Annotated in this window: 20 protein-coding genes; 17 read left to right on the forward strand and 3 right to left on the reverse strand. The window is 42.8% G+C overall.

Going from position 1 to position 25,651, the window contains the following annotated elements; all coding sequences use genetic code 11:
- The first annotated feature begins 8 nt into the window (after positions 1-8).
- Genes fdrA through arcC form a run of 4 tightly spaced genes read left to right on the forward strand, consistent with a single transcriptional unit; the run spans position 9 to position 4,859 of the window.
- Positions 9-1,766 carry an acyl-CoA synthetase FdrA gene (gene fdrA, locus IGI44_RS21505; protein ID WP_438789954.1) on the forward strand — a complete coding sequence of 586 codons (1,758 nt, stop codon included), beginning with the start codon at positions 9-11 and terminating at the stop codon, positions 1,764-1,766.
- Between the two features lie 14 nt (positions 1,767-1,780).
- On the forward strand, positions 1,781-3,043 hold the full coding sequence (locus IGI44_RS21510) for a DUF1116 domain-containing protein (RefSeq protein WP_438789955.1): 1,263 nt from the start codon (positions 1,781-1,783) through the stop codon (positions 3,041-3,043).
- 13 nt (positions 3,044-3,056) lie between these two features.
- The gene (locus tag IGI44_RS21515) at positions 3,057-3,896 is read left to right on the forward strand and encodes a DUF2877 domain-containing protein (protein WP_438789956.1); all 840 of its coding nucleotides are present in this window, start codon (positions 3,057-3,059) and stop codon (positions 3,894-3,896) included.
- A gap of 24 nt (positions 3,897-3,920) precedes the next feature.
- Positions 3,921-4,859, forward strand: coding sequence for a carbamate kinase (gene arcC / locus IGI44_RS21520; RefSeq protein ID WP_438789957.1), 939 nt, complete (start codon positions 3,921-3,923; stop codon positions 4,857-4,859).
- 31 nt (positions 4,860-4,890) lie between these two features.
- On the opposite strand, the gene IGI44_RS21525 is transcribed toward arcC, so the two are convergent.
- Entirely contained in the window at positions 4,891-6,525 is a 1,635-nt protein-coding gene (locus tag IGI44_RS21525; protein WP_438789958.1) for a PucR family transcriptional regulator, read from the reverse strand.
- A gap of 128 nt (positions 6,526-6,653) precedes the next feature.
- On the opposite strand from IGI44_RS21525, the gene IGI44_RS21530 reads away from it, so the two are divergent.
- The 4 genes from IGI44_RS21530 to IGI44_RS21545 all read left to right on the forward strand — a co-directional run bounded on the left by IGI44_RS21530 (position 6,654) and on the right by IGI44_RS21545 (position 12,304).
- Positions 6,654-7,865, forward strand: coding sequence for a pyridoxal-phosphate-dependent aminotransferase family protein (locus IGI44_RS21530; RefSeq protein ID WP_438789959.1), 1,212 nt, complete (start codon positions 6,654-6,656; stop codon positions 7,863-7,865).
- A 234-nt stretch (positions 7,866-8,099) separates the two neighbouring features.
- A complete protein-coding gene (allW, locus tag IGI44_RS21535) occupies positions 8,100-9,581 on the forward strand; it encodes an allantoin permease (RefSeq protein WP_438789960.1) in 1,482 nt (493 codons plus the stop codon).
- 31 nt (positions 9,582-9,612) lie between these two features.
- Positions 9,613-10,977 (forward strand): allantoinase AllB, encoded by a 1,365-nt coding sequence (gene allB, locus IGI44_RS21540; RefSeq protein WP_438789961.1) that lies wholly within the window; start codon positions 9,613-9,615, stop codon positions 10,975-10,977.
- Between the two features lie 79 nt (positions 10,978-11,056).
- Entirely contained in the window at positions 11,057-12,304 is a 1,248-nt protein-coding gene (locus IGI44_RS21545; protein ID WP_438789962.1) for an MFS transporter, read from the forward strand.
- 77 nt (positions 12,305-12,381) lie between these two features.
- Here IGI44_RS21545 and IGI44_RS21550 read toward each other — a convergent pair whose 3' ends face one another.
- Both IGI44_RS21550 and IGI44_RS21555 read right to left on the reverse strand, forming a co-directional pair.
- A complete protein-coding gene (locus IGI44_RS21550) occupies positions 12,382-13,989 on the reverse strand; it encodes a PucR family transcriptional regulator (protein WP_438789963.1) in 1,608 nt (535 codons plus the stop codon).
- 39 nt (positions 13,990-14,028) lie between these two features.
- Positions 14,029-14,787 carry an IclR family transcriptional regulator gene (locus IGI44_RS21555; protein WP_438789964.1) on the reverse strand — a complete coding sequence of 253 codons (759 nt, stop codon included), beginning with the start codon at positions 14,785-14,787 and terminating at the stop codon, positions 14,029-14,031.
- A 176-nt stretch (positions 14,788-14,963) separates the two neighbouring features.
- On the opposite strand from IGI44_RS21555, the gene IGI44_RS21560 reads away from it, so the two are divergent.
- From IGI44_RS21560 to IGI44_RS21600, 9 genes are all read left to right on the forward strand, one after another.
- Positions 14,964-16,634 (forward strand): thiamine pyrophosphate-dependent enzyme, encoded by a 1,671-nt coding sequence (locus tag IGI44_RS21560; protein ID WP_438789965.1) that lies wholly within the window; start codon positions 14,964-14,966, stop codon positions 16,632-16,634.
- A gap of 33 nt (positions 16,635-16,667) precedes the next feature.
- Positions 16,668-17,570 carry a sugar phosphate isomerase/epimerase family protein gene (locus tag IGI44_RS21565; protein ID WP_438789966.1) on the forward strand — a complete coding sequence of 301 codons (903 nt, stop codon included), beginning with the start codon at positions 16,668-16,670 and terminating at the stop codon, positions 17,568-17,570.
- A gap of 18 nt (positions 17,571-17,588) precedes the next feature.
- Positions 17,589-18,545: a D-2-hydroxyacid dehydrogenase gene (locus IGI44_RS21570; RefSeq protein WP_438789967.1), complete on the forward strand. Its 957-nt coding sequence runs from the start codon at positions 17,589-17,591 to the stop codon at positions 18,543-18,545.
- A gap of 239 nt (positions 18,546-18,784) precedes the next feature.
- Positions 18,785-19,927 (forward strand): glycerate kinase, encoded by a 1,143-nt coding sequence (locus IGI44_RS21575; protein ID WP_438789968.1) that lies wholly within the window; start codon positions 18,785-18,787, stop codon positions 19,925-19,927.
- 15 nt (positions 19,928-19,942) lie between these two features.
- A complete protein-coding gene (locus IGI44_RS21580) occupies positions 19,943-20,302 on the forward strand; it encodes a cupin domain-containing protein (RefSeq protein WP_438789969.1) in 360 nt (119 codons plus the stop codon).
- A 484-nt stretch (positions 20,303-20,786) separates the two neighbouring features.
- Entirely contained in the window at positions 20,787-22,199 is a 1,413-nt protein-coding gene (locus IGI44_RS21585; protein ID WP_438789970.1) for a PTS transporter subunit EIIC, read from the forward strand.
- Between the two features lie 41 nt (positions 22,200-22,240).
- The gene (locus IGI44_RS21590) at positions 22,241-23,668 is read left to right on the forward strand and encodes a glycoside hydrolase family 1 protein (protein WP_438789971.1); all 1,428 of its coding nucleotides are present in this window, start codon (positions 22,241-22,243) and stop codon (positions 23,666-23,668) included.
- A 30-nt stretch (positions 23,669-23,698) separates the two neighbouring features.
- Complete coding sequence (locus tag IGI44_RS21595; protein WP_438789972.1) at positions 23,699-24,661, forward strand: alpha/beta hydrolase family protein; 963 nt, start codon at positions 23,699-23,701, stop codon at positions 24,659-24,661.
- Positions 24,662-24,712: 51 nt separating this feature from the next.
- Positions 24,713-25,555 (forward strand): histidine phosphatase family protein, encoded by an 843-nt coding sequence (locus IGI44_RS21600; RefSeq protein ID WP_438789973.1) that lies wholly within the window; start codon positions 24,713-24,715, stop codon positions 25,553-25,555.
- The last annotated feature ends 96 nt before the right edge of the window (positions 25,556-25,651 follow it).

The following is a 25,651-nucleotide window of genomic DNA, read 5'->3' on the forward strand; positions in this document are numbered from 1 at the left end:
GGAAACAAGTGTTACACACAATAATTCAGAATAACAGCTATCAAGACTCGATTGTCCTGATGCTGTTAACAAACCGTTTAAATACCATCGCTGGAGTGAACAAAGCTTCAGTGATGATGGGGACGCCGGCCAACAAAGACATCTTTAAGACTGGTGGACTGTACACCACAGAACTGGAAAAGGCGTCATCAAATGATATGGTGATCGTCCTAGACATCATCGATCAAGATGAGGCATTGATCCAAGAAGTATTGACTGCGATTGATGAATTCCTTGCCGAACAAAGCAAGGGCGGTGCAGACAAAGGAACTGAAACCGCTAAAACATGGGATAAGGCCTTAGAGCTTGGAGAAGATGCCAATGTAGCGGTTTTCTCGATTCCTGGAACACACGCGGCTTTAGAAATCGAACATGCATTAAATGAAGGTAAGCATGTCTTTTGCTTCAGCGATAACGTTGCCTTAGAGGATGAAGTTCGTTTGAAGCAGCTGGCGCATGACAAAGGCTTGTTATTGATGGGACCAGATTGCGGAACCGGCATCATTAATGGTATCCCGGTAGCCTTTACTAATGCTGTCCGTAAAGGAAGTATCGGTGTTGTTGGTGCTTCTGGTACCGGAATTCAAGAAGTGACCACGCTGATCCACAAGTTTGGTGGCGGCGTGACCAATGCGATCGGAACCGGTGGCCGTGATTTGAAGGCTGAAGTCGGCGGGATCACGTTGAAGGACAGTGTAGCAACATTGGAAAATGATCCAGATACGAAAGTGATCGTAGTGATCTCTAAACCGCCTGCACCAAGTGTGCGAGATGAAGTGCTTGAGTTGTTAAGAAGTTCATCGAAGTCAGTCGTGACGATTTTCTTAGGGGAAGATCCGACTGATCATGAAGAAAATCTCTATCGTGCCTACACCCTGGAAGAAGCAGCTGAGATCGCTGTTCAATTAATGAATGGAGAAGCTGTAGCTCCAAAGGAATCCGTTTTGACTGATCCAGGTTATCAATTCACTTCAAAACAAACAGGGATCAAAGGTCTGTATTCTGGCGGCACACTAGCTTATGAGGCCGCGATGCTGATGCGGCGTGCCTTAGGGCTAAGCGATGATCACGTGACGGAAGATGGTTTTATTTTGAAGGACGGCGTGCATGAAATCATCGATTTAGGCGATGACATTTATACCCAAGGGAAACCTCATCCGATGATTGACCCTTCCAAACGTCAAGAGATGTTGGCACAAGCGGCAGATGAAGATACCACCGCAGTCATTCTATTAGATGATGTGTTGGGCTATGGCTCGCATGAAAATATGGCGAAGGAGCTGGCTCCGACCATCAAAGAGATCAAAGAAAAAGCCCAATCAGAAGGTCGGGAGCTGGCCGTGATTGCGACGATCGTCGGAACAGATGAAGATCCGCAAAATATGGCTGAGCAAAAAGCAACTCTTGAAGCGGCTGGCGCTATCATTTGCAACAGCAACGCTCAAGCAGTCAAATTAGCCGTGCAAATGTTAGGCAATCCGTTGATACTACCAGAAAGAAAAGTATTAGCTAAGAAGGCTGCGGGTGAATTTTCATTAACGCCATCAAAAGAGATGATGCGCCTACTGACGAACGATTCCTTCATCAATATTGGTTTACGCAGCTTCTCAGATGCGATCACTAGTCAAAATGGGAAAGCTGTTCAGTTCGATTGGCAGCCTGTTGCAGGCGGCAATGTTACCCTACAAAAAGCATTGCAGTTCTTGAATAAAGTGGAATTGAATTAGGAGGAGAATGAAAAGTGTATAAAACAATTGATGAAGCAAACCAAGCGGTCGCCGCAAAAATTGTAGCTGGCTCTCCTTTTTTATTAGATGTAGTTCCTGCGAAAACCGTGATCCGTGAATTAAATGAAGGCAAAGTTCTGTTACATGCTGGACCACCAATCCGTTACGACCAAATGATCGATCCGATCCAAGGTGCCTGTGTTGGCGCAGCCTTATTTGAAGGCTGGGGAGAAACCGAGGTTGAGGTACGCAAGCAGCTGGAGTCTGGCGAGGTCAAGCTGATTCCTTGCCACCACGTTGACGCAGTCGGACCAATGGGCGGGATTACTTCTGCCAGTATGGCGGTATTAGTCGTAGAAAACAAAACTGATGGTAATCGTGCGTATTGCACGATGAATGAAGGAATCGGCGCTGTTTTGCGTTTTGGTGCCTATTCTGAAGAAGTCATCGATTGCCTACACTGGATGAAGAATACGTTAAGACCTGTTTTGAGCGCAGCTTTGAAAACGATGGAAAACGGTTTGAATGTCAATGTCTTAGTTGCTAAAGCAATTTCAATGGGGGATGAATTTCACCAACGAAATATCGCAGCATCGTTGGCGTTCTTAAAAGAAGTCGCTCCAGCAATCGTTTCTTTAAAGGGATTCGAGAAAGAGAAGCAAGAAGTCATCCAATTTTTAGCTGACACCGATCAATTTTTCTTAAACGTCATGATGGCATCAGCCAAAGCCGTAATGGATGGCGCTAGAAAAATCCAAGAAGGAACAATCGTGACAGCGATGTGTCGAAATGGTTATGAATTCGGCATCAGAATCGCTGGAATGGGGGACGAATGGTTTACGGGTCCCGTTAATACGCCAAAAGGTTTATACTTTTCAGGCTTTAGTGAAGCTGATGCAGCACCAGATATGGGGGACAGCGCGATTACCGAAACCTTTGGTGTTGGTGGTATGGCAATGATTGCTGCTCCGGCGGTAACGCGTTTTGTCGGATCGGGCGGTTTTTACGATGCCTTGAACACCAGTAACGAAATGACAGAAATCTGTATTGATAGCAACCCGAATTTCCCAGTGCCAACATGGGATTTCAAAGGAATCTGTCTAGGTATCGACGCGCGAAAAGTTGTTGAAACAGGGGTTTTACCAGTGATTAATACGGGAATCGCGAATAAGCAAGCCGGCAAGGGACAAATCGGCGCGGGCACCGTGACGCCGCCGATTGATTGTTTCGAAAAAGCGGTTCTAGCTTATGCGAAGAAATTAGGATTTAACGAATAAGGAGAGAAAAAAGATGCTGATAGAGGCTTGTCGTGTGGATCAAGAAATTTCTAAACGTTCATTTTCTAAAAGTCGCTGGCGTGTTCACAGTAAATTCGGTCGCAGCTTTAACATTCAAGACGAGACCCGTCAGCATCTAGCAGTTGTCGCCTCTGAGCAAAGCACTGTTGTTCCCAATGGAATCTATCTGAGCGCTCCTGACTTCGAACGATTATCGGCGGAAATAGCCGTGGACGATTGTTTAATCATTCAAAATCAAGCGCTGAGATTTGCGAAAAGTCAGTTGCTCTTAACCGGAAAAAATTATCAGACCTTCCAAAGGAGACAAACCAATCGAATCAACGAATCGACTTGGGCTGAGTACGAATGCTGCATCCGAAGAATCACAAAAGAGACCGGTTATCAAGAAGGGCTGAATATGATTTTCTCTAGTGAGAATCCGTTTGTATCAGCAATGGATGATTTGTGCTCTGAACAGCTATCGTTGCAGCGTCAAGCACTTCATTTTCTAATTGGACGCGGACCGGGACTAACCCCTTCTGGCGATGACATGATTATTGGGCATTTAGCCGCTCGTCTACTTATCATCAGGAACAATCAAAAGCTGCAGAACTATTTACGAACTAAAATGACTGTGGTAAATGATTTGACCACAGATGTCAGTAAGCACTATTTGCTGTGCAGCTTGAATCAGCGCTTTAATCAATCTGTATTGAGTCTACAAAAAGCCTTAATAGAGCCGAATGGGCAATTAGAAGTAGACGTGGAACATGTGTTGAAAACGGGACACACTTCCGGCGCGGATTTTTTGGCAGGGTTTACGCGAACACTTGAATTTTTTAATGCAGTTTAGGACAAAAGAATAAGGAGGATGAACATGGCAAATCGAGTAGTTATTGCTCTTGGCGGGAACGCTATTTTAAAACCAGGTCAAGCAGAAACAGTCGAAGCACAGCTGGAAAATATCAAAACCAGTGCTGAAATGATCGCAAAAATCGAAAAACTTGATTATCAAATCGTTGTAACCCATGGAAATGGCCCGCAGGTTGGCAATATTTTACGCCAAAATGAGGAAGCAAAAGATATAGTACCGCCGTTTCCTTTGGACGTATGCAATGCCGAATCGCAAGGGTTTATCGGCTACTTAATGGAACAAACGATCAAGAATAAGATTGAAGAAGAAGGCTTAACGAGCGGGGTCGTGACTCTTTTGACGCAAGTTGAGGTATCCGCAGAAGACGAAGCCTTTAAGAAACCAACTAAGCCGATCGGTGTCTTTTATTCAAAAGAAGAAGCTGAAAAAATGTCAAAAGAACGCAACTGGAAAATGATGGAGGATGCTGGCCGCGGGTATCGCCGAGTGGTTCCATCTCCTCGACCGTTAAGAATCCATGGCGTGAATTCGATTGTGAACTTGTTGAATCAAAATACGATTGTTGTCGCTGGGGGCGGCGGAGGTATTCCTGTATCAAGAAAAGAAAATGGACACCTAAGCGGAATTGAAGCCGTTATTGATAAAGACCGCACAGGTAAAAAGCTATCTGAACAGGTTGATGCCGATGTTTTCATGATGTTGACCGATGTTAGTAATGTCTATATAAATTATGGCAAACCAAATCAAGAAAAATTAGAAACCATTACGCCAGAAACTGCTCAAAAACATTTTGAAGACGGTCATTTTGCTGACGGCAGCATGGGACCGAAGATTGAGGCAGCGATTCATTTTGCACGTCAAGGTAAAACCTCAATTATCTGTGCTTTAGAAGAAGCAGATAAGGCGTTATTAGGAAAAGCAGGTACACGAATAGTTGGGTAAAATACCTACTATTCGTGTACCTAAAAGTGTTTTACAAATTATCTTCCTCTGATAATTCCAATGCTAAACGTAAATCAAGACTCACACCGGAATCATGAATATTTTTATCAATCAGTTTGTTGCATTGTTCGATCCGATATTTGATCGTATTGCGATGAACGAATAGTGCCTTAGCTGTTCGAGCTATTTCACAATGAAAATCAAGATAATATTTCAAGGTCTTCCGAAGCTCAATCAACGCTTCTTCTTTCGGATAGGCAAGATCCTTAAGCGTGATCTCACAAAAATAAGTAATATCGGATGGCCCCATTTTCTCAAAAAGACTGCGCATGCCTTTTGACTGGTATTGGTAAATGAGGGAACTTGTTGAGAGCTGCTGCATTTCTTCAAAGGCTGTTTTAGCTTCAATAAACGATTTGGCGATATCATCGATCGAATCGTAAATATTGCCTAAACCGAATTGGATCCGAATGTCTAAACGATCGGAGAGATCATCCGCGACCATTGACAGAATATCCTCAAGTCTTTCTTGTTTGTGCTGGATTAATATCGCGAAATGCTCTGTATCCTTGACTTTGAAAAGTGAGACATCTTTAATATGGTGCGCCAATTTGTCACTTAGCCAGTTGAAACTTAACTGACTGATCTCTTCCTGATACTTGATTTTTGAATGATGCTTCGACTTCATTTTACAGGCGGCATAGACGACACGGTAATGCCGTGCGTTGACTAAGCCGTAGGTCGTTCCTAAATCAAGCCAATCGCGCGGGGGCTGATTTGGCGCCTGTTGGATCTCAATCATGCGACTTAAAAAATCTGTCTTTAGAACATCGAAGGATTCTTGCACTTTTTGGTTTTTGTATAGCATAAAAGATAAAACGAGAGCGGCCTGTTCCAAAGCAAAATTTGAAACAGGATATGGGATTTTCTCAGGATTTAGGATAACTAAATAGTGCGGAAAATAATGATTCGGTTCGACCGAAAAATAGGATACTAAAAAAGATTTATTGTCTAAATCAGTGATTAAGGTAGAATCATTTTTCTTCGTTACAAAATCCGGATCAGACAAAGTCAGCTGATCAATATAATATTCAGCTGGTTTGGAGGTTTTTGAAAAATGCTTAGACGCTGCGTAAACGCGACCGTAGGGATCCACTAAAATAACCGGCGTTTTAATCAAGCGACCGAAATCAGAAATAAAGCGAGCGATACTTACATCGTTCACTAACATATGCGAAAAGCGCTGTTGAATATCTAGAGCATAATTTAGTTGTTCCGTTTTTTTATCCCATAAAAAATTGAGCATTTGGTGCAAAAGACTTCCTAAGGGTATAGAGAGAGGGATTTGAACGATCGGAAACTTCACTTTATTGGCGTATTCGATAACCTGCTCATCGATTTTATCGATGAATCGCCCAATCTTGATCCCAAGACCAGCAGCTTTTTTTTCCTGCAAGGAATCAATTAATTCAAAGATTCTGCTCTGATCCTCTTGGTAGATCATTGCTGTGGTTAGTAGAAATGTGTTTTCTGGAATATAGAAAGAAATATCTGGCGTTTCGCTGATTTCGATACTATCCACCTGTAGCTTTGCATAACTGGGATCAGTCATCAAAAGCAAGTCAGAGAAACGAGGGAGTTCTAATAAATCAATCAGTGTTCTCATAGGGCACCTCCTGACCAAAGTATATTCAAGGCCTGATAGATATTCAAGGTCATTTTGGTTATATTAACTAAATATTTTTGGTTATTATGCATAAATAACAACGATAAAAAAGAAAAAGAGGGAATTGTATGTTTTCAGAATTAGTAATACCTAAACGAACAATCATGACACCAGGACCTGTGGAGGCACATCCAAATGTTTTAAGAGTAATGAGTTCGACCATTCTAGGTCAGTTTGATCCAGCATTTTTAACGATCATGGATAACGTCAAGGAAATGATCAAAGTACCTTTTGGAACGAAGAACGAACAAGCTTTTGCAATTGACGGGACATCACGTTCTGGTTTGGAAGCAGCATTAATCGCCTTGATCGAGCCCGGCGATAAGGTTTTGATACCGGTTTATGGGCGTTTTGCTTATTTGTTGGGAGAAATTTGCGAACGAGCAAAGGCGGAGATCAAATATTTGGAAAAAGATTGGACCAGTCCTTTTGATCAAGCCGAAATCATCAAGGCTATGGATGATTTTCAACCAAAAATCGTTGCGATGGTTCATGGGGAAACAGCAAATGGGCAAATGCAAGCGTTGGATCAGATTGGGGCTGCTTGTCGTAAAAGAGAGATCTTCTTCGTGGTTGATATGGTCGCGACCTATGGTGGCGTGCCGCTTTTTGTTGACGAATGGCAGGTCGACATTGCAATCGGTGGAACTCAGAAATGTGTGAGTGTGCCATCCGGTTTGTCCTTGATTACTTACAATGAGCGGGTTGAAAAAGTTTTGACTAGTCGCTATCAAAAAGAATTGGGACTGAGCAAGGTCGTTCGCAATGAGAATCATATCAATAATAATTATTTGGATTTGAGTCAGCTACAGCGTTATTGGAACGCTGAGAGGATCAACCACCATACCGAAGCCACCAGTATGATCTATGCGTTACATGAAGGCTTACGAGCAATAATTAATGAAGGAATCGAAAATGTTTGGGCCAGACATAAACTCAATGATGAAGCCATTGTTGCTGGTATTAAGGCGATGGGATTGAGTCTTTTTGGAGATGTGGAGACAAAAATGCCGACCGTGACACCGATCATGATTCCTGAAGGTGCTGATGATGGCGAAGCGATTCGCAACATGCTACTGGAGGTGTTTGGTGTTGAGATTGCTTCTTCATTTGGCGATTTAAAAGGCAAAGTATGGCGAATTGGGAATATGGGTTACAGCAGCCGACGTGAAAATGTTCTTCAGGTGTTAGGAGCATTAGAATCGGCATTGATTTACTACGGAGCGAAACTCAATGTTGGTGAAGCAGTGAAGGCTGCTTTGAAGGTCTATGATAACTAAACAATTTAGAAGAACAGCTGCTCGTAATTTTGAGTAAAAAGGCTAGCAGCTGTTTTTTTTAGAATTTTAAGTAGGTATCGGGAGGGATATTCACATATACCATTGTCTATGATGTACAAAGAACGTGGAACATTTTGGTAACTTCGGCTAATGTGGATTCCACCTAAAACGCTTACAATTTTGGTAGTTAGAAAATGATTAATCGAACGATGAAAGTTGAAGGAGGAGGAAATAGTGGAGAACAAAGATTATCAGGTTAGCGAGGAGGAAATTGCTCGTTACAAGGAGCGCGGGTACAACGATGACATGCTGCCAAAGACATCTAAAAAACGCAATATGAGCGCGAAGAATTATTTTACTCTGTGGATGGGCTCGGTGCATAACATTCCTAATTACACAGCAGTAGGCGGATTTCTATTTTTAGGCTTGTCTCCCATCAATGTCATGTTGGCGTTAATTGTCAGTGCATTAGTGGTAGCTCTGTTCATGACAATGAATGGTCGTGCGGGTTCTAAATACGGGGTTCCATTCGCACTGCACTTACGCTCGACCTATGGGGATGTTGGAGCAAAACTACCAGGATTTCTTCGGGGATGTGTAGCAGCAATTGCTTGGTTCGGCTTACAAAACTATACAGGTTCTTTAGCACTTCTTATCTTAATTGGAAAAGTTTGGCCCGGATTTTTAGCAATTGGCGGTTCTGCCAGCTTCTTTGGGATTGGAATTCCCGGGTTGATTGCTTTCACGATTTTCTGGGGAATCAATGTTTTGATTGGAATTGGCGGCGGCAATATATTGAATAAATTTACAGCCGTTTTAAGTCCATTGATCTACATTGTCTTTGGCGGAATGGCGATCTGGGCATTACGAGCAGCCGGTGGTATTGGACCAATCCTATCATTTGATACAAGCTCTGCTACTCAAAGCATCAATCCTATTTTTGCGTACTTTATGATCATCAACTCCGTTTTAGCCGTTTGGGCGGCGCCGGGAGCCAGTGTTTCTGACTTCACGCAAAACGCTAAATCGACCAAAGACCAAACGGTGGGACAGATGGCTAGTCTATTAGTTGCCTATGTAATCTTTGCTTTTTCTAGTGTGGCTATTTTGATCGGTGGATCGATTCATTACGGCATTCAAGAATGGAATGTGCTGAACATTGTTGATCGCTGGGATAATCTTCCAGCAGTTATTATTGCCATGACTGTTTTCTTATTAACGACGATCTCGACAAATGCGACAGGGAATATCATTCCGGCTGCTTATCAGCTTTCGGCCTTATTCCCGAAAAGAATCGATTACAAAAAAGGGGTTATTGTAGCTAGCTTGATCAGCTTCGTGATTATGCCTTGGAAGCTGATGGAAAATCAAGACAGTATCTTCTTCTTCTTGAATTCGATTGGAGCGGTATTAGGACCTGTTGCTGGAGTGATGATCGCACACTACTTCTTTATTAAAAAGCAAAACATTGACTTGAATGCGCTTTACATGGATCCGAAAGCGGACAACTCAAAAAATATATATCGTGGATTAAACCGTCAGGCTTATATCGCAACAATCATCGCTTTGATTATTTCTTTAAGCGGACAATTTATTCCAGCATTACAAGCAATTTCAAATGTTTCATGGCTGGTTGGCTTCTCATTTGCATTTGTTATCTACTACGGATTAAGGAAATTAGGCTCTGAAGATAAAACGGAAGAAGCCTTTGATTAAAAAAATGAGTTTTAGAGAGGAAGGAAATAGAATGAGTCACGATTTAGTAATTAAGAACGGCCTAGTAATTTTAGAAAGCGGAGAAGTTGAAACAGATGTAGCTGTTAAGGACGGAGTCATCGTTGCAATCGGAAACGATTTAGCTGGAGACAAAGTCGTTGATGCTTCCGGCTTAGTTGTGAGTCCCGGTATGTTGGATGCCCATGTGCATATCACTGATCCTGGCGGCGGTTACCGTGATGAATGGGAAGGCTATGTGACAGGGACAGCTTCTTGTGCTAAAGGCGGCGTTACTTCATTTATGGAAATGCCTTTGAACCAAGTCCCAGCGACTACGGACGCAGAAAGCTTAGAGATCAAATATGCTGCAGGTAAAAACAAATTACGCTCTGATGTCGGATCGTTCGGCGGTTTGACTCCGTTAAATCTTAAAGGCGGGATTCAAGAATTAAATGACGGCGGTGTAGCAGCTTACAAATGCTTCATGGCAACTTGCGGGGATCGCACAATCGATGGCGATTTTATGAATGTTGATGATTATTCTTTATATGAAGGTATGAAGCAAATCGCTGAAACGGGCAAAGTCTTGGCGATCCATGCAGAAAATGCGGCTATCACTGATAAATTAGGCGATCTTGCTTATAAAAGTGGGGAGACGACGTTAAAAGCTTATGTGGAAAGTCGTCCAGTCTTCACAGAGGTTGAACCAATTCGCCGTGCAATTCTGCTGGCAAAAGAAACAGGTTGCCGGATTCATATTTGTCATGTGGCTTGTCCTGAAGGCGTGGAAGAAGTGACGAAGGCTCGCGCCGAAGGAGTGGATGTTACCTGCGAAACGTGTACCCATTACCTGTACTTCCACACGGATGAGCTGGATGCCATTGGTCCAGTAGTGAAATGTTCACCGCCAATTCGTGATTTAGATACGCGTGAAGCGATGTGGGAAAAATTATTGGCAGGTGAAATTGCCTTTGTAACATCTGACCATTCTCCATGTACACCGGATTTGAAGGACAAAGAAAATGCTTTTGAAGCTTGGGGAGGTATTTCTGGCGTACAAAATAACGTGGACGTTATGTACGATGAAGGCGTTCAAAAACGCGGGATGAGTTTGAAGATGTTTGCTGATGTGATCGCAACAAATCCTGCTGATCGATATGATTTGGATTCTAAAGGTCGGATCAGCATTGGCAAGGACGCGGACTTTGTCTTGATTAAACCGAATGCACCGTACACATTAAAAGCGGAAGATTTAGAATATCGTAACCAAATCAGTCCTTATATTGGACGTGAAATCGGAGCGCAAGTTGTTCAAACGATTCTGCGCGGCGAAACGATTTACAGTCAAGAGGCTGGTGTGACGACTGAATTCCCGGGTGAGTTCATTAAAAAATAGACAATAATTCATACGATGAGCTGTGCCGAAATCCGGCACAGCTTCATCAAGTTTTTTGATTTAAAGGGAGGACGTAAAAATGGAAGAACAAGTGAAGACAAAACGAGCTCCCTACTGGAAGCAGATTATTTTCGTATTAACTGCAGGGTGGATCGTTATCTGGATTTATCGGACGGTTTTAACACCGATTTATCCAATCATTAGTGATTATTTTGGCGGCGCAACAGATGCACAGCTGGGCAATATTTCTAGTTTCTATTTTTTAGGTTATGTCAGTATGCAGATTCCATCAGGATTGCTGGTGGATCGATTTGGCAAGAAAAAAATATTGATTCCCGGTTTCTTGCTGTTTGGAGCAGGGACACTATTTGTGGCGGCAGCGTCAAGTTTGCCGATGGTCTTTATCGGCAGTGTTTTAGCGGGCTTAGGCTGCGGAACTTACTACGGGGTGGCGTATTCTTTAACTACGGAGTATGTTCCGGCGGATAAGAAAAGCTTAGCTACAGCAATTGTGAACAGTGGAACTGCGGTCGGCAGCGGACTAGGTTTGGTTTCCTCCAGCTTTTTAGTGGGAGAAGGCGTGCTGCCTTGGCAGTATCTGTTGATTGCGACAGCTGTATTAATCGTCGTGATGCTGGTGGTTTTTAGAAAAGTTATTCGAGGGGAAAAAATCATCAAGCAGGAGTCTGCTGCGGTAAAATCCGGCAGTTCCATTAAGGATCTGTTCAAGTTGCCAATGATCGCGGCCTATATTTTGTATTTTTCTACCTTGTATACCTATTACTTAATCGATACGTGGCTGCCTAATTTTTTAGAAACGGAACGCGGCTTTCAGGGGACATCGATCGGTGTGGCTTCTTCTTTAGTCTTCTTTACGGCAATTCCTGGGGCATTGCTCTTTAGTCGAGTCGCGGATAAGATTCCTCATAAAAAAACAACGATCATCATTCTGTTAGAAATATCTGCTGCGGCTGTCTTATTCTTGACCATTACCACCTCCAATCAAACCTTTTTGATCATTGGGATCATGATGTATGGTTTCTTAGGAAAACTTGCGGTAGAACCGATCATTATTTCTTGGCTAGGACAATTTGCGCCTAAAAAGAGTATCGCCACGACCTATGGGGTCTTTAACTTTTTTGGAATGTCCGCCTCTGTAATCGTTCCTTCTGTGACAGGGTTCATTTCTGATACGACAGGGACAAAGGTTTATGCCTTTTATTTAGCGATTGGGATCATTTTCTTTGGAACATTAGTGTTCTATCTAATCAATACAGTCTGCCAAAAGAAGGAAGCAGAAGCTGAAATAACTGAACAGAGTTGTTAACCTACGAGAGGTAAAAAGACTGCTATTTCGAAGATCAGTTCGAGATAGCAGTCTTTTTATATTGTTTTTCGATCCTTTTAACCTGCATCCGGCTCCGATAAAAATAGGGCTACTCTCAGCTGCAAAGAAAATTCTGAATCATTAATCGGATTGTTTAGTAGCTCCTCACATTTCTTAATTCGATACTTGACTGTGTTTCGATGGATGAAAAGCATTTCTGCTGTTTTGGTGATCTCACATTGCATATCGAGGTAGGTCATCAGTGTGTTTCGCAAATCCTTATCCTGCTCGTTATCAGGATAGGCGAGATTTTTTAAAATTGAAATGCAGAAGTAGCGCATATCCTCATTTGAGACATTTTCGGTGATTCGCTTAATACCTTGAATTTTATTGTAAGACACAAACGCATTCTTATCCTCTGATTCCTCTAGCGCCTGTTTACTCTCCGTATATGAAAAGTGGAGCAGATCAATATTATTGACGGGGTCGCCAATGCCGAAGCGGGCATAGACACCAAACAATGACAGAAGCTGTTCGTGTACCTCTTCCAAAATAGGTAATATCTCACTTTTTTTCTGGATCACGAAAATCCATTGATTCAACTGCTCGGTTGGGAACAGCATGATATTTTCGTACTTTTCCTCAACATGCTGGAATAGATAATCATAGGTCAAAGCATCGATTTCTTTGGTATAAAAGTGCTGATCTTTTTTGATTAAGGACTCAATGTAAACGACACGGTAATAGTTAGAGTTTAGATTTGGGAAGTGCCGTTTGTATTCTAACCAATCCGTATCTCCTAAAGCCGTTTTACGATTGAGCAAGTACGTTAGAAAGCTCCTTCGCTCGGCTCGCTTTTCGTTCAGCAATGTTTGTTCCTTATAAAGGGCCAATGTCAGGACGGTCAAGGATTGCTGAATAGCAAATTGTGAGAAGGGATAGGGAAGCTCATCTGGATCAAAAATCACCAGCATATAGGGTAAATAGCGATCCGAACTAAGGGGGAAAATACTGATCAGCATTTTTTTCTGCCCCAATTCAAGCAGCAGACGCTCACGACGCTTATTGTTTTGACATTCACGGATTTTTTCTAAAAGAACCGCTTTTTGTTTTTTCGGCATCTCAAGATTGGAGTATTGCATTTGAGAGCTGGCGATCTCACCAAAAGGATCAATCAACAAGACTGATTGCTTGATCATCGAGCTGAGTTCTTTCATTAATGTATCAACCGAAGCGCCGCGGATCATCAAGTTGACAAATTTTTGCTGAATTTCTAAGGCATAAAAAATCTGCTCTGTTTGATCATGCCATAGAAAACTAAGCAGCTTATGGGAAATATCGCCTAATTGGTGACTGACTGGAATTTGTAAAATTGGAAAATTTAACTCGTCAGCAACGGCTAAAACCCTTGGGTCAATCGCTTTTAAATAACGCCCAATTTTGATTGCTAACCCAGCGGAGGGCACTTTTGCCAGCGAGCGTACTAAATGACATAGTCCATCCGTATCATCACGAAAGGCCATGGCAGTCGTGACCAGCAGTGCATTCTTTTGAATGTAGTAGGAAACGTCCGGTGTTTCAAAAATCTCGATCGTATCCAGAGGACGTTCCAAGTCAGCGCGTTTGTTCAGTAATGATAGTTCAGAAAAGCGTGGAGTCTGAAGGATCTCTTTTATTGACGTCATATTTTTCTCCTATTTTTGAGTTGGGATTAGACTGGCGGCCTATAGGTGAACATTTTTAGTTGAGTTATGCAAAATTTGGACTGTCGTTTTGATTTTTTCCTTAGTGGCACGAATGGTCGGCATTGAAACACTGAGTGTGGCAATTACATTTCTTTTTTGATCCACTAATGGAACAGCTACACACTTAACACCAATTTCACATTCTTCATCATCCATTGAAAAGCCTTGTTTATTGATCCGTAAAAGTTCTTTTTGCAGCTTTTCTTTGGTGTTGATTGTTTTTTGAGTTAGAGATTGTAATTGGACTTGAGTCAAGTAGTGAGTCAGTTCATCAGCGGTCATGTTCGCCAAGTATAGCTTTCCCGCACCTGTGCAATACAACGGCGCCCGTTTGCCGATTTTTTGGGTAACATTCAAAAGGTTGTCTTGACTGTCGATTGATTCAACATAGACTAACTCCTGATTGTCACAAATAGACAAACAAGTTGCTTCGTTCAGCTCCATGGAAATCTGCTGCATATAAGGTCGAACCAATGCAACAAGATCGTGAGTAATCGCCACACTACTACTCAGTAATTTAAATTTTAAACTCAAGGAATAATCGGCATTTTTTTGATTTTGCTGAATGTATCCCATCGTCATCAGCGTGTAGAGCAACCTCGATGCGGTTGCTTTTGGAATGTTCGTTTGTTTTGAAATATCATTCAACGACATTTGACCATCGACTGCAGACATGAGTTCAATGATTGCGAAGGTTTTTTGGACGGAGTGATTGATTTTTAATTGCTTTTCTTCCATTTTTAAAGGCTCCTTTGTTCATTCGTTAAATTCTTTTTTGTTCATTTCGAACAAATTAAATTTTGGGGCGACAAAAATACACCGCTTCCATTGTTGAGTGATTGTTCACATGGTAACATGCAATAAAGTGAAACGCAATATCACATAGTGAAATATAAACGAAAGAAGGAATGGATATGAAAGCAGCAGATGCGATCGTTCAGATTATGGTGAAGGAAGGAATTACAGATGCGTTTGGGATTCCGGGAGCAGGGATCAATCCGGTTTACAAATATTTAGAGGATGCTCCAATTGAACATTTTTGTATGCGTCACGAAGAAGCATGTATGCATGCGGCAGATGGCTATTATCGGGCTTCACACAAAATCAGCGTGGCGCTTTGTACATCCGGTCCGGGCGCGACCAACTTTGTGACTGGTCTGTATACGGCAAATATTGACTCGATTCCTGTATTGGCAATCACAGGACAAGCCAACAGCTGGCAAATGCAGCAGGATGCCTTTCAATGTGTCGACATGGAGAGTATTGCTAAAACCGTTTGTAAAAAAGTTTTCTGTGTTTTAGACGCTGAAAAAATTCCTGAGATCATGCAGGAAGCTTTCTATCTAATGCGTAATGGCAAACCTGGTCCAGTTTTGTTAGATCTGCCGTTAGATATCCAACAAGCAGAGATTGATTTTGATATCGACAGTTATCAACCAGCCGCAAACGATACGGTCAAGCCGGAAACAGCTGAAATTAATCAAGCGATGGACATGATCCAAAAAGCCAGCGCACCAATTATCGTCATGGGCGGGGGCGTTATCCTATCTCATGCGGAAAAAGAACTAATTGATTTTGCAGAGATGCTAGAAATCCCAGTAATTGCAACTTATATGGCCAAAGGCGGATTGCCGGAAGATCATCCGCTAAACGCGGGACACGCGGGTATCCAAGTAGGTCAGCCGATCGGGAATAAATATTTCTTAGACTCAGATTTGGTGATCGGGATCGGAAATCGTTTCACTGATCGCCACACAGGTAATTTAGCTGTCTACCGTGAAGGTCGTCAATTCATTCATATTGATATTGAAAAAGGTCAAATCGGAAAAGTCTTTGATCCTGAACTAGGTATCGTTTCCGATGCGAAAGAAGCGTTGACGGCATTGATTGCTGAAGCAAAAGCACGTGATGCGAAGCCAGTCAATTCTAAACGTGCCGCTGACCTGCCAGCAACCAGAAAAGAGTTAGCGCGTAAAACAGATTTTGACAGCAAACCAATGATGCCGCATCGGGTTTTCCACGAGATGAACGCTGCTTTTGATGATTCAACCATGTTTACGGCCGGCTGTGGGATTACACAAATCTGGAGTGGACAACTACAAAAAATCAACCGTTCTCGCCGCTATTTGCCATCAGGCGGAGCTGGAACATTGGGCTATGAAGTGCCAGCAGCTTTCGGCGCGAAGGTTGCTGACCCGGCAGCACATTCTGTTACAGTCTTGGGGGATTTCGGCTTTACCTTCATGGGTGAAGAGATCGCTGTTGCTGCGGCATTCAAGAAACCGATCATCGTAATCATCGTTAACAATGCTTACCTCGGGTTGATTCGTCAAAACCAAAAAGGTGCTTACGGCTTTGAATATGCGGTGGATATGCCTTACAACCAAGACGGTACGATGGATTATGTGAAGGTCGCTGAAGGCTTCGGCTGTGTCGGTGAACGGGTCTTCACACCAGATGAGCTGAAGGGTGCGATTGATCGGGCGAAAGCATCGGGCAAAACGTATGTGATCGATGCAATTTGTAAACCGGAGCAATTGTGTGACATGGGAAATGCCTTGAACAATGTGAAATCATTCGTTTAAAAGACGATCAATTAAAGAAAGAGAGTGACGAAGATGAGAGAAAGTATTCATAAGTATTTTGATATGGGGTTGATCCAGTGGATGAGCTATCCACCGCAAAAATACCCGCTATTAGAAACCTTGACGAAAGTATCACGAGATCCATATTTCAACGCGATCGAAATGACGCAAGTAAAAGAGGATCAAGAACGGGAGGACGCGCGAGATATTCTGGCTCAAAGCCATATGCGTGTGTGCTACGGAGCGCAGCCGCGTTTACTAGGTCCTGGCTTGAATCCAAATGCAATCAATGAGGACGATCGTCTGAAAGCGGAGCAGACATTATTAGAAGCCATTGACGAGGCAGAATATTTGGGCGCGAAAGGGATTGCCTTCCTTTCAGGGAAATGGGAAGCGGCGACGAAAGAAGAAGCTTATCAGCAGCTATTGAAAACGACCCGCAACCTGTGTACCTATGCTGCGAAAAAGAACATGATAATCGAACTAGAGATCTTCGATTATGACATGGATAAATGTTCATTGATTGGACCGGCGCCATTAGCTGCACAATTTGCGGCAGATGTTTGCCTGACTCACAATAACTTTGGTCTAATTGTTGATTTATCTCATTTCCCGACAACCTATGAAACCAGCAAGTTTGTCATTCAATGTACAAAACCGTATATCACCCATCTGCATATTGGCAATAATGTTGTTACGGAAGGCTGCGAAGCCTATGGCGACCTACATCCGCGCTTTGGCTATCCCAACAGTGCCAATGATGTACCAGAATTACTGGACTTTTTCCAAGTACTGAAGGACGAAGGCTTTTTAGATGCAAGATCCCCGATGGTTCTGTCCTTTGAGGTTCAGCCAAGACCAGATGAAGACGGGGATGTTATCGTTGCGAATACCAAACGAGTGATTGAACGGGCTTGGGCATTACTAGAAGACTAGAGAGAAGGGAAGATTCATATGAAAATCGTCGTATTAGATGGCTATACCGAAAACCCTGGCGATTTGAGCTGGGAAGCATTAGGCAGCTTAGGAGATTTGACCGTTTACGATCGTACACCGCAAGAACAGGTTCTTGAACGGATCGGAAAGGCTGAAATCATCTTGGTAAACAAAGTTCAAATGACTAAAGAAATCATCGAAGCCGCATCCACTGTAAAATATATCGGTGTTTTGGCAACCGGCTATAACGTGGTCGATGTCGCTGCCGCTAAAGCTAATGGAATCACAGTAACAAACATTCCAACCTATGGAACAGATGGCGTGGCTCAGTATGCCATCGGGTTACTATTAGAATTGTGTCACCGCATCGGCGATCATTCCAATACGGTGCATGCTGGTGATTGGACCAACAATGCAGACTGGTGCTACTGGAACTCTCCACAGATGGAGCTAGCTGGTAAAACGATCGGGATCATCGGCTATGGTCGGATTGGCCAAAAAGTCGGCGCGATCGCCAAAGCCTTAGGAATGAAGGTCATCGCCAATGACAGAAGCCATACAGAAGGAATTTTCGCGGGTGCTAGAATGGTGAATTTGGATCAATTATTCAAGGAATCAGACGTGATTTCATTGCATTGTCCACTATTCCCAGAAACGGAAGGCCTGATCAACAAAGACAATATCGCGAAAATGAAGGATGGTGTGTATATCATCAATGATTCTCGCGGTCAATTGATCAATGAAGCGGATTTACGAGATGCCTTAAACAGCGGAAAAGTTGGGGGCGCGGCGGTGGATGTCGTTTCCACTGAGCCGATCAAAATGGACAATCCATTGTTAGCGGCGAAGAACATGATCATCACACCACATATGGCTTGGGCTTCTCGTGAAGCACGTTCTCGTTTGATGGATATCGCTGTGGATAATGTCGAGAAATTTCAACAGGGGAATCCTGTAAATGTTGTTAATGCGTAAGTGATGGAAGGATGTCAGTTCAACTTTGCCAGTTTTTCTTTACGCTTTAGCGTATTTAGAAAAATGGTATGCGTACGAGAATCTTTTGAATTTTTACGTCAGAAAAATTCAGACTTACTTACGAGCTAGCTCAATAGAAGCAAACGTGTACTTTAGTTGAATGATATACGGCATTCGAATCGAACTAATTTTTTCACATGGAAAAAATTAATACTTTAATTCGAATAAGGAGGTTCGGCATGAAAATAGTCATCGCGATGGACTCCTTCAAGGGCAGCGCCAGCTCATTAGAAGCTGGCGCTGCCGTAAAAAAAGGAATCCAAGCTGGAATGAGTGAATCTCAAGAAATTGAGATTTTACCTGTAGCTGACGGCGGGGAAGGAACAGTCGAAGCCTTCATCGCAGGTACTTCTGGTTCGATCAAGACAGAGACAGTAACCGGACCCTTGGGAAAACCAATCAAAGCGAAATACGGTCTGCTAGATGATAAGGCGATCCTCGAAGTTGCGGAAACCTCAGGGATCATGCTAGTGAAAAAAGCAGAGCTGGATCCTTGGCAAGCGACAACTTATGGCTTAGGAGAATTGCTGCGAACATTGATGGAAAAAGGACAGAGAAATTTTCTGATAGGCTTAGGCGGTAGTGCCACAAATGACGGTGGTATGGGGATGCTTCAGGCTTTGGGCTACCGCTTCTTGAACAAGAAGGGCGAGATTGTCTCTCGAAGTATTTGTGATATGGAGCACATTGCGTTGGTTGACGATTCGCAGGTGCCGGAGCAATTACAGCAGTGTCATTTTACTATTGCCAGTGATGTTACGAATCCTCTATGTGGGGAGCAGGGAGCAACCGCAGTTTATGGTCCGCAAAAAGGCGTCAAACAGCCTGATATTGCTAAGTTCGATGCTTCATTTCAGCATTTCGCAAAAATTACAGAAGATTATTTGAAAAAAGATTTTTCACAAGCAGCCGGTGCCGGAGCAGCAGGAGGCTTAGGTTTTGCGCTTCTTGCCTACTTAAGAGGAGCGATTTATTCAGGCTTCCAACTATTGTCAGAGGAGAAGCAGTTTGAGGAAAAAATCAAAACCTCTGACCTGGTTATTACCGGGGAAGGCAGACTAGACGCCCAGTCAGTGATGGGAAAAGTTCCCTCTGCTTTAGCAAAGATCACACAAAGGTACAACAAACCGTTGATCGCGATCGCTGGCAGTACTTCAGATGATGCGTATCAATGCAACGACTGCGGCATTGACGCCTTTTTCTCGATCATCCACAGCATAGGAACAGAAGCAGAACTTTTACAGCCTGCTATTACAAAAGAAAGTATTCAACAAACCGCCGAACAACTATTTCGTTTTTACCAAAGAATGAAGGCGCTTTAAGGAAGGATGAGTCGTATGTCAAAATCAAAAATTGAGGAAAGACTGTTTAAAGTGGAAGAAGTTGCTTGCTTTGATCCAGCAGAAGGAAAAAAGAGTTTTTTCTATGAAACGGAGAAGACTGCTGGCGCTTTGTGGTGTTTAGAACCCGGGCAAACTGTCTTCAATCATTCCCACACAACCTCCGACGATCTATGGATTTGTATTCAAGGAACCGGAACCTTCTATCCAGGGTATGATGAAGAGGTGGAAATCACGAAAGGCGACTTGATTATTTCACGCCCCGGTGAGCAGCATGGTATGAAGAATACTGGGGATGAGCGATTCATCTTTGTTGGAGTGGCGGGACCGCATCCAATGGACTTGATCACACATTAGAATAGGACAAAAAGAGATACAGAACTTTTGATAATAAAAGTTTTGTATTTTTTTTGATTAAGAGTCGAAGACTGTTTGTAGTGTTCTTCGGCGACAAAAGCTCAGCATACCTAGATTAAAGCTTGGGAGAAGTTCGACTTTTTTCAAGTTTTTTTGTTGTGGGAGCTGAGAAAGCTAGCGATCCTCTCCTGTATCCCAAACGGAATTGTAATTAATTTCATTTTCATAAAAATCACTAAAAAATGTTTCAAAAACCTATTGACTTCCGATTTGGAAACCGTTATCATTCAAAGTGTAATATGTTTCATAAATAAATATACAATAGTAACAAGTTCTAAAATGTATTGAAGGAGGCTTTGCTTCAGAGCGAACAACTATTTTTTGGTGATAGAAAGATAGCGAGGATTATTGGGGATAAATTCATTAAAGATTCATTGCACTTATTTTTCAGTCAATCTCAAAAGCAATAAGGAAAGGAAAATGAATGATGAAATATGAAAAACTGGCACGTACGATCGTGCAAAATGTTGGGGGAAAAGAAAATGTAAACGATCTCGGTCACTGTATGACGCGTTTACGGTTTAAATTAAAAGATGAAGCCAAAGCGAATACAGACATTTTGAAGGAAACAGACGGTGTCGTCTCAGTCGTGCAAAGCGGTGGACAATATCAAGTGGTTATCGGTAATTCAGTCGGAGATGTCTATAACGATATTAATGATATTTATGAAATCAATGAAGGCGACAATGTGGTGGATGAGTCGGTCGAAGAGAAGAAGCTCTCAATTTTTGACCGTTTCATAGATCTAGTATCAGGGGTTTTTACACCGACGTTGGGAATCTTGGCAGCGACTGGGATGATCAAAGGATTGACGACAGTATTTGTCGCTACGGGGCTGTTAGCAGCTACTTCTGGAACCTATCAAATTTTGAATATTATCGGTGACTGTTTCTTCTACTTCTTCCCAGTCTTCTTAGGCTACACAGCTGCTCAGAAGTTTAAAGGAAATGTTTTTATTGGTATGGCGATCGGAACTGCGATGGTGTACCCAACGCTGGCAGGGATCATGGCGGAAAAACCGCTTTATACCTTGTTTGCCGGAACGATCTTTGAATCGCCTGTACATTTAACCTTCTTAGGTATTCCAGTAATCTTAATGAGCTATGCGTCGAGTGTTATTCCGATCATCGTCTCAACGTGGATCGCAGCTAAAGTCGAAGGCGGCTTGAAAAAAGTTGTACCAGATGTTGTGAAATCCTTCTTTGTACCTGCTGGAACATTATTAGTCGTAATCCCGTTGACCTTCATCGTTATCGGTCCGATCGCGACATGGGCTTCTCAGCTGTTTGGTGCAGGAACACAAGCTTTATATAACTTGAGTCCAGTCATTACTTCTGCTGTTTTAGCTGGTGTGATGCAGATTTGTACGATCTTCGGGATTCACTGGGGCATCGTGCCAATTACATTGAACAACTTAGCGGTACTTGGCTATGATATGACGATCCCAGCGACAACCATCGGAATCTTCGGTCAGGTTGGGGCAGTCTTAGCAGTCATGTTGAAAACGAAAAACAAGAAATTAAAGGCATTGACTTATCCAGCATTTATTTCAGGGATCTTCGGCGTAACTGAACCGGCAATCTATGGGATCAACTTACCAAGAAGAAAACCATTTATCCTAGGATGCGTCAGCGCGGTAGTCGGCGGATTGATTGTTGGCTTGATGGGTACGAAGGGCTATGCGCTAATCGCAGGGATCTTCTTACTTCCAAGTGTTATCGGACCAAATGGGATCGATCAAGGATTTTATGGCTTGGTTATTGGAATCCTCGTCACGCTTGTACTATCCTTTGTCCTTGTGTACTTCTTTTGGAAGGATGAGGAAGAAGTCGCTTAAACGGCAGCAACAAATTGTATTGAAAATTAAGGAGAATGTTTATGGCTACATTTAAAGAGAATTTTATGTGGGGTGGGTCTGTATCGAGTATGCAGACAGAAGGTGCCTGGGACAAGGACGGAAAAGGTCTGACAGTCTACGATACTAAGAAAAAGAAAACACACGCAAAAACGTCATCTGATTGGGAGAATGGCATCGATTTTTACCATCATTATAAAGAAGATATCGCATTATTTGCTGAAATGGGCTTTAATTCCTACCGCTTTTCATTGAGCTGGGCGCGTATCCTACCTGATGGGGAAGGAAAAGTGAACCAAGCGGGCTTAGACTTTTATGATCGTGTGATCGATGAATTGATCGCTCATGAGATCGAGCCGATCGTTTGTCTGTATCATTTTGACTTGCCGGATGCACTAGCGGAAAGATACGGCGGCTGGCAGTCGAGAAAGGTCTTGGAGGCATACCAACAATATGCGGAGGTCGTGATCAAGCATTTCGGCAAGCGAGTGAATTACTATATTCCCATCAATGAACAAAATGTCGCTTATACCTTGACCAGTGATCTATTACCGAGTGATATCGATCCAAAAGAATTGGCTCGCTATGAAGCACAGGCGCAGCATCATTCCTTCTTGGCTTCAGCATCAGTGAAGCACTTAGTCAAAGCGTTTGCGCCACATGCAAAAGTGGGGGGGATGGTGGCCTTTTCCCCATTCTATCCAGAAACCTGTCATCCAGATGCGATCTTAAGTGCTCAGATCGCGAATCGCAGAATGACCTATCAATCAACGGATGTCTTTGTCTATGGGGAATATCCACAAGACTTACTCCATGATTGGGAGAAGAACGGCGTTATGCCAGAGATCACAGCAGGAGACAAACAGTATTTAAAAGAAGGGACAGTAGACTTCTTACCATTTAGCTATTATCAGAGTGCCATGGCAATAACCGGTGCGGATATCACGGTCAATTCCTTCTTGGACTCCTTCTTGGATGGGACTCAGCCTAAAAATGAGTTCTTGGATGTGAGCGAATGGGGTTGGATCATTGATCCGAAGGGCCTGCGCTTAGCGGCGAAGGAGCTCTATGATCGCTACAAGATGCCAGTCTTCACGGTTGAATGCGGGATTGGCGTGAAGGAATGCTTGAATGACGATTTGACGGTGGCAGACGATTATCGAATCAACTATTTACGGGATCACGTGGAGCAATTAAGGTTAGCGGTCACAGAAGACGGTGTAGACTTAATCGGATTTCTGACTTGGGGACCGATTGATATTTTGAGTTCGCAGGGGGAAATGAAGAAACGTTATGGCTTCATTTACGTCAATCGCGATGAATCCGATTTAAAAGACTTGAAGCGTTACAAAAAGAAAAGCTTTGATTGGTTCAAACAGGTGATCGCCAGCAATGGAGAAGACCTATGGGACAAATCGAATCAGTTGTCGTATCAGTATTCAGCTCAGTGATGCACAGCAGTCAAAAAAGAGAGGAAAGCGATGAAAAAAGTAAAAAACATATGCTTTTTATTGTTGGTATTACTAGGATGTATCGTCATTAGCGGATGTCAGGCAAACAATAGTGATAAGGAAGAGAGTGTGGGGGCCGTGGGGAAAAAGACAGTGAAATCAAAAACTGAAGATGTCACGTTTGAATCACAAAGAGGAACAAAAATTTATGGAACGATCGTGACTCCAGCAGAAATGAAGAATGAAGATTATCCGGTTGTCCTGTTCTCTCATGGTTTTGTCGGTTCAAGAGATGGCGATAATGCCTTTCCTAAAATTGCTGAGAAGTTAGCAGAAGAGAATATTTTGTCGATCATGATCGATTTTGCCGGAAATAATGACAGTAAGGAACCTTATACCAATTATACGGTGAAAAATATGAGTGATGATATGGACACGGCACTTGATTATATGAAGGAAAATTACACGATTAATGATAAAAAGATTGGATTGATGGGACATAGCATGGGTGCTCGAATGACTGCCTTGAAGCTGGATGATCAGATCAAAGCAGCAGCAATGTGGGCGCCTGCGGCATCACCTGGATTGAGCGGTATTTATGATTTTATGGGCGGAAAGGAATTCGTTGAAAAGTACTATAAGGAAGCGCAGGAAAATGAATTTGCAGTATTCGATTTTTATGGTGAAGAAAATGCGATTGATCTAAGTTTGGATTTCTTTGAAGGTGTTAAAGAAAGTGATCCAGTTAAGAAGATCAATGACTATCAAGGGAATCTTTTTATTGCAGTAGCGGAAAAAGATCCAGCGATCCAAAAAGCGACGACCGATAAGGCGATCCGGGCAGCGACGAATGTGGAAGAACTTTCTGTCTGCAGGGTCAAAAACGCGGACCACGGCTTCAAGAATATTGAGGATGAGAAGGACACCAAAGTACAAGCCTACACGGTTGAGCGAACGGCTGATTTTCTAACACAAAAACTATATGAAGATTAATTGTCCAGAAGTAACGAACTAGAAAACGGGTAAGGACGAAAGGAGAAGCAAATGAAGCGATTCAAAAAGGTAATTGTCGGGCTGTTGTCATTAGGGCTGTTAGCAGGGTGTTCAGGTGGAGGAGCCGCGACGGATTCCTCAGAAGCAGCCGCTGGGAAAAAAGCAGAGGAAGTCACGGTCTATTTCACTCGTCACGGGAAGACGATGCTGAACACTACAGGAAAATCACAGGGCTGGAGTGATGCCCCATTGACACCAGCAGGGATCGAAGTGGCAGAAGATGTCGGTACCGGTATCGGCGACAGTATCAAGTTTGATAAAGTCTACACCAGTGACAGCGGACGGGCGATTGAAACGGCTGAGATTCTCTTAGATAAAGCGGGTCAAAAGGTGAAAATAAACAAGGATAAACGTTTGCGGGAATTCAACTTTGGAACATTTGAGTCGACACCAGGGGCAGAATCAGTAGAAGCAATCGCGAAAAGAAAAGATTTGACGGCCGATGAATATACTGAAAAAGCGGTTAAGGCTGGCGGTTATAATGGCTTTATCAAAGAAATTTCCAATGATCTGGCAGAGATTGATAAGGAAAATGTCAAAGAAAACGAGAACTGGCCAGCAGAAGATTATAATACTGTTGCTAAACGCTCAAAAGAGGCACTTGATGATATTGTTGAAGACGCAGCTAAAAACGGGGATGATTCAATCTTAGTCGTCTCTCATGGAATGACCTTAGCAACACTGCTCAATGAATTGGATTCGAGTGTCACTAGTGAGATCCCAATGTCTGGGTTAGAAAATGCTAGTATTTCAAAAGCAACCTACAAAGATGGCAAGTGGAAAGTCGAAACGATCAATGATATGAGCTATGCTGATAAAGGCGCAGAGAAATAATTTACACTAAAAAAATAAAATCAGGGGAGTTCGAGTGATCGATATTCTCCTGATTTTTTTGTAGGCTACAGCAAAGCCGCCAAATTCCATGAAAGA

The sequence above is a fragment of the Enterococcus sp. DIV0756 genome (assembly GCF_051710745.1).
Lineage (GTDB): Bacteria > Bacillota > Bacilli > Lactobacillales > Enterococcaceae > Enterococcus_A.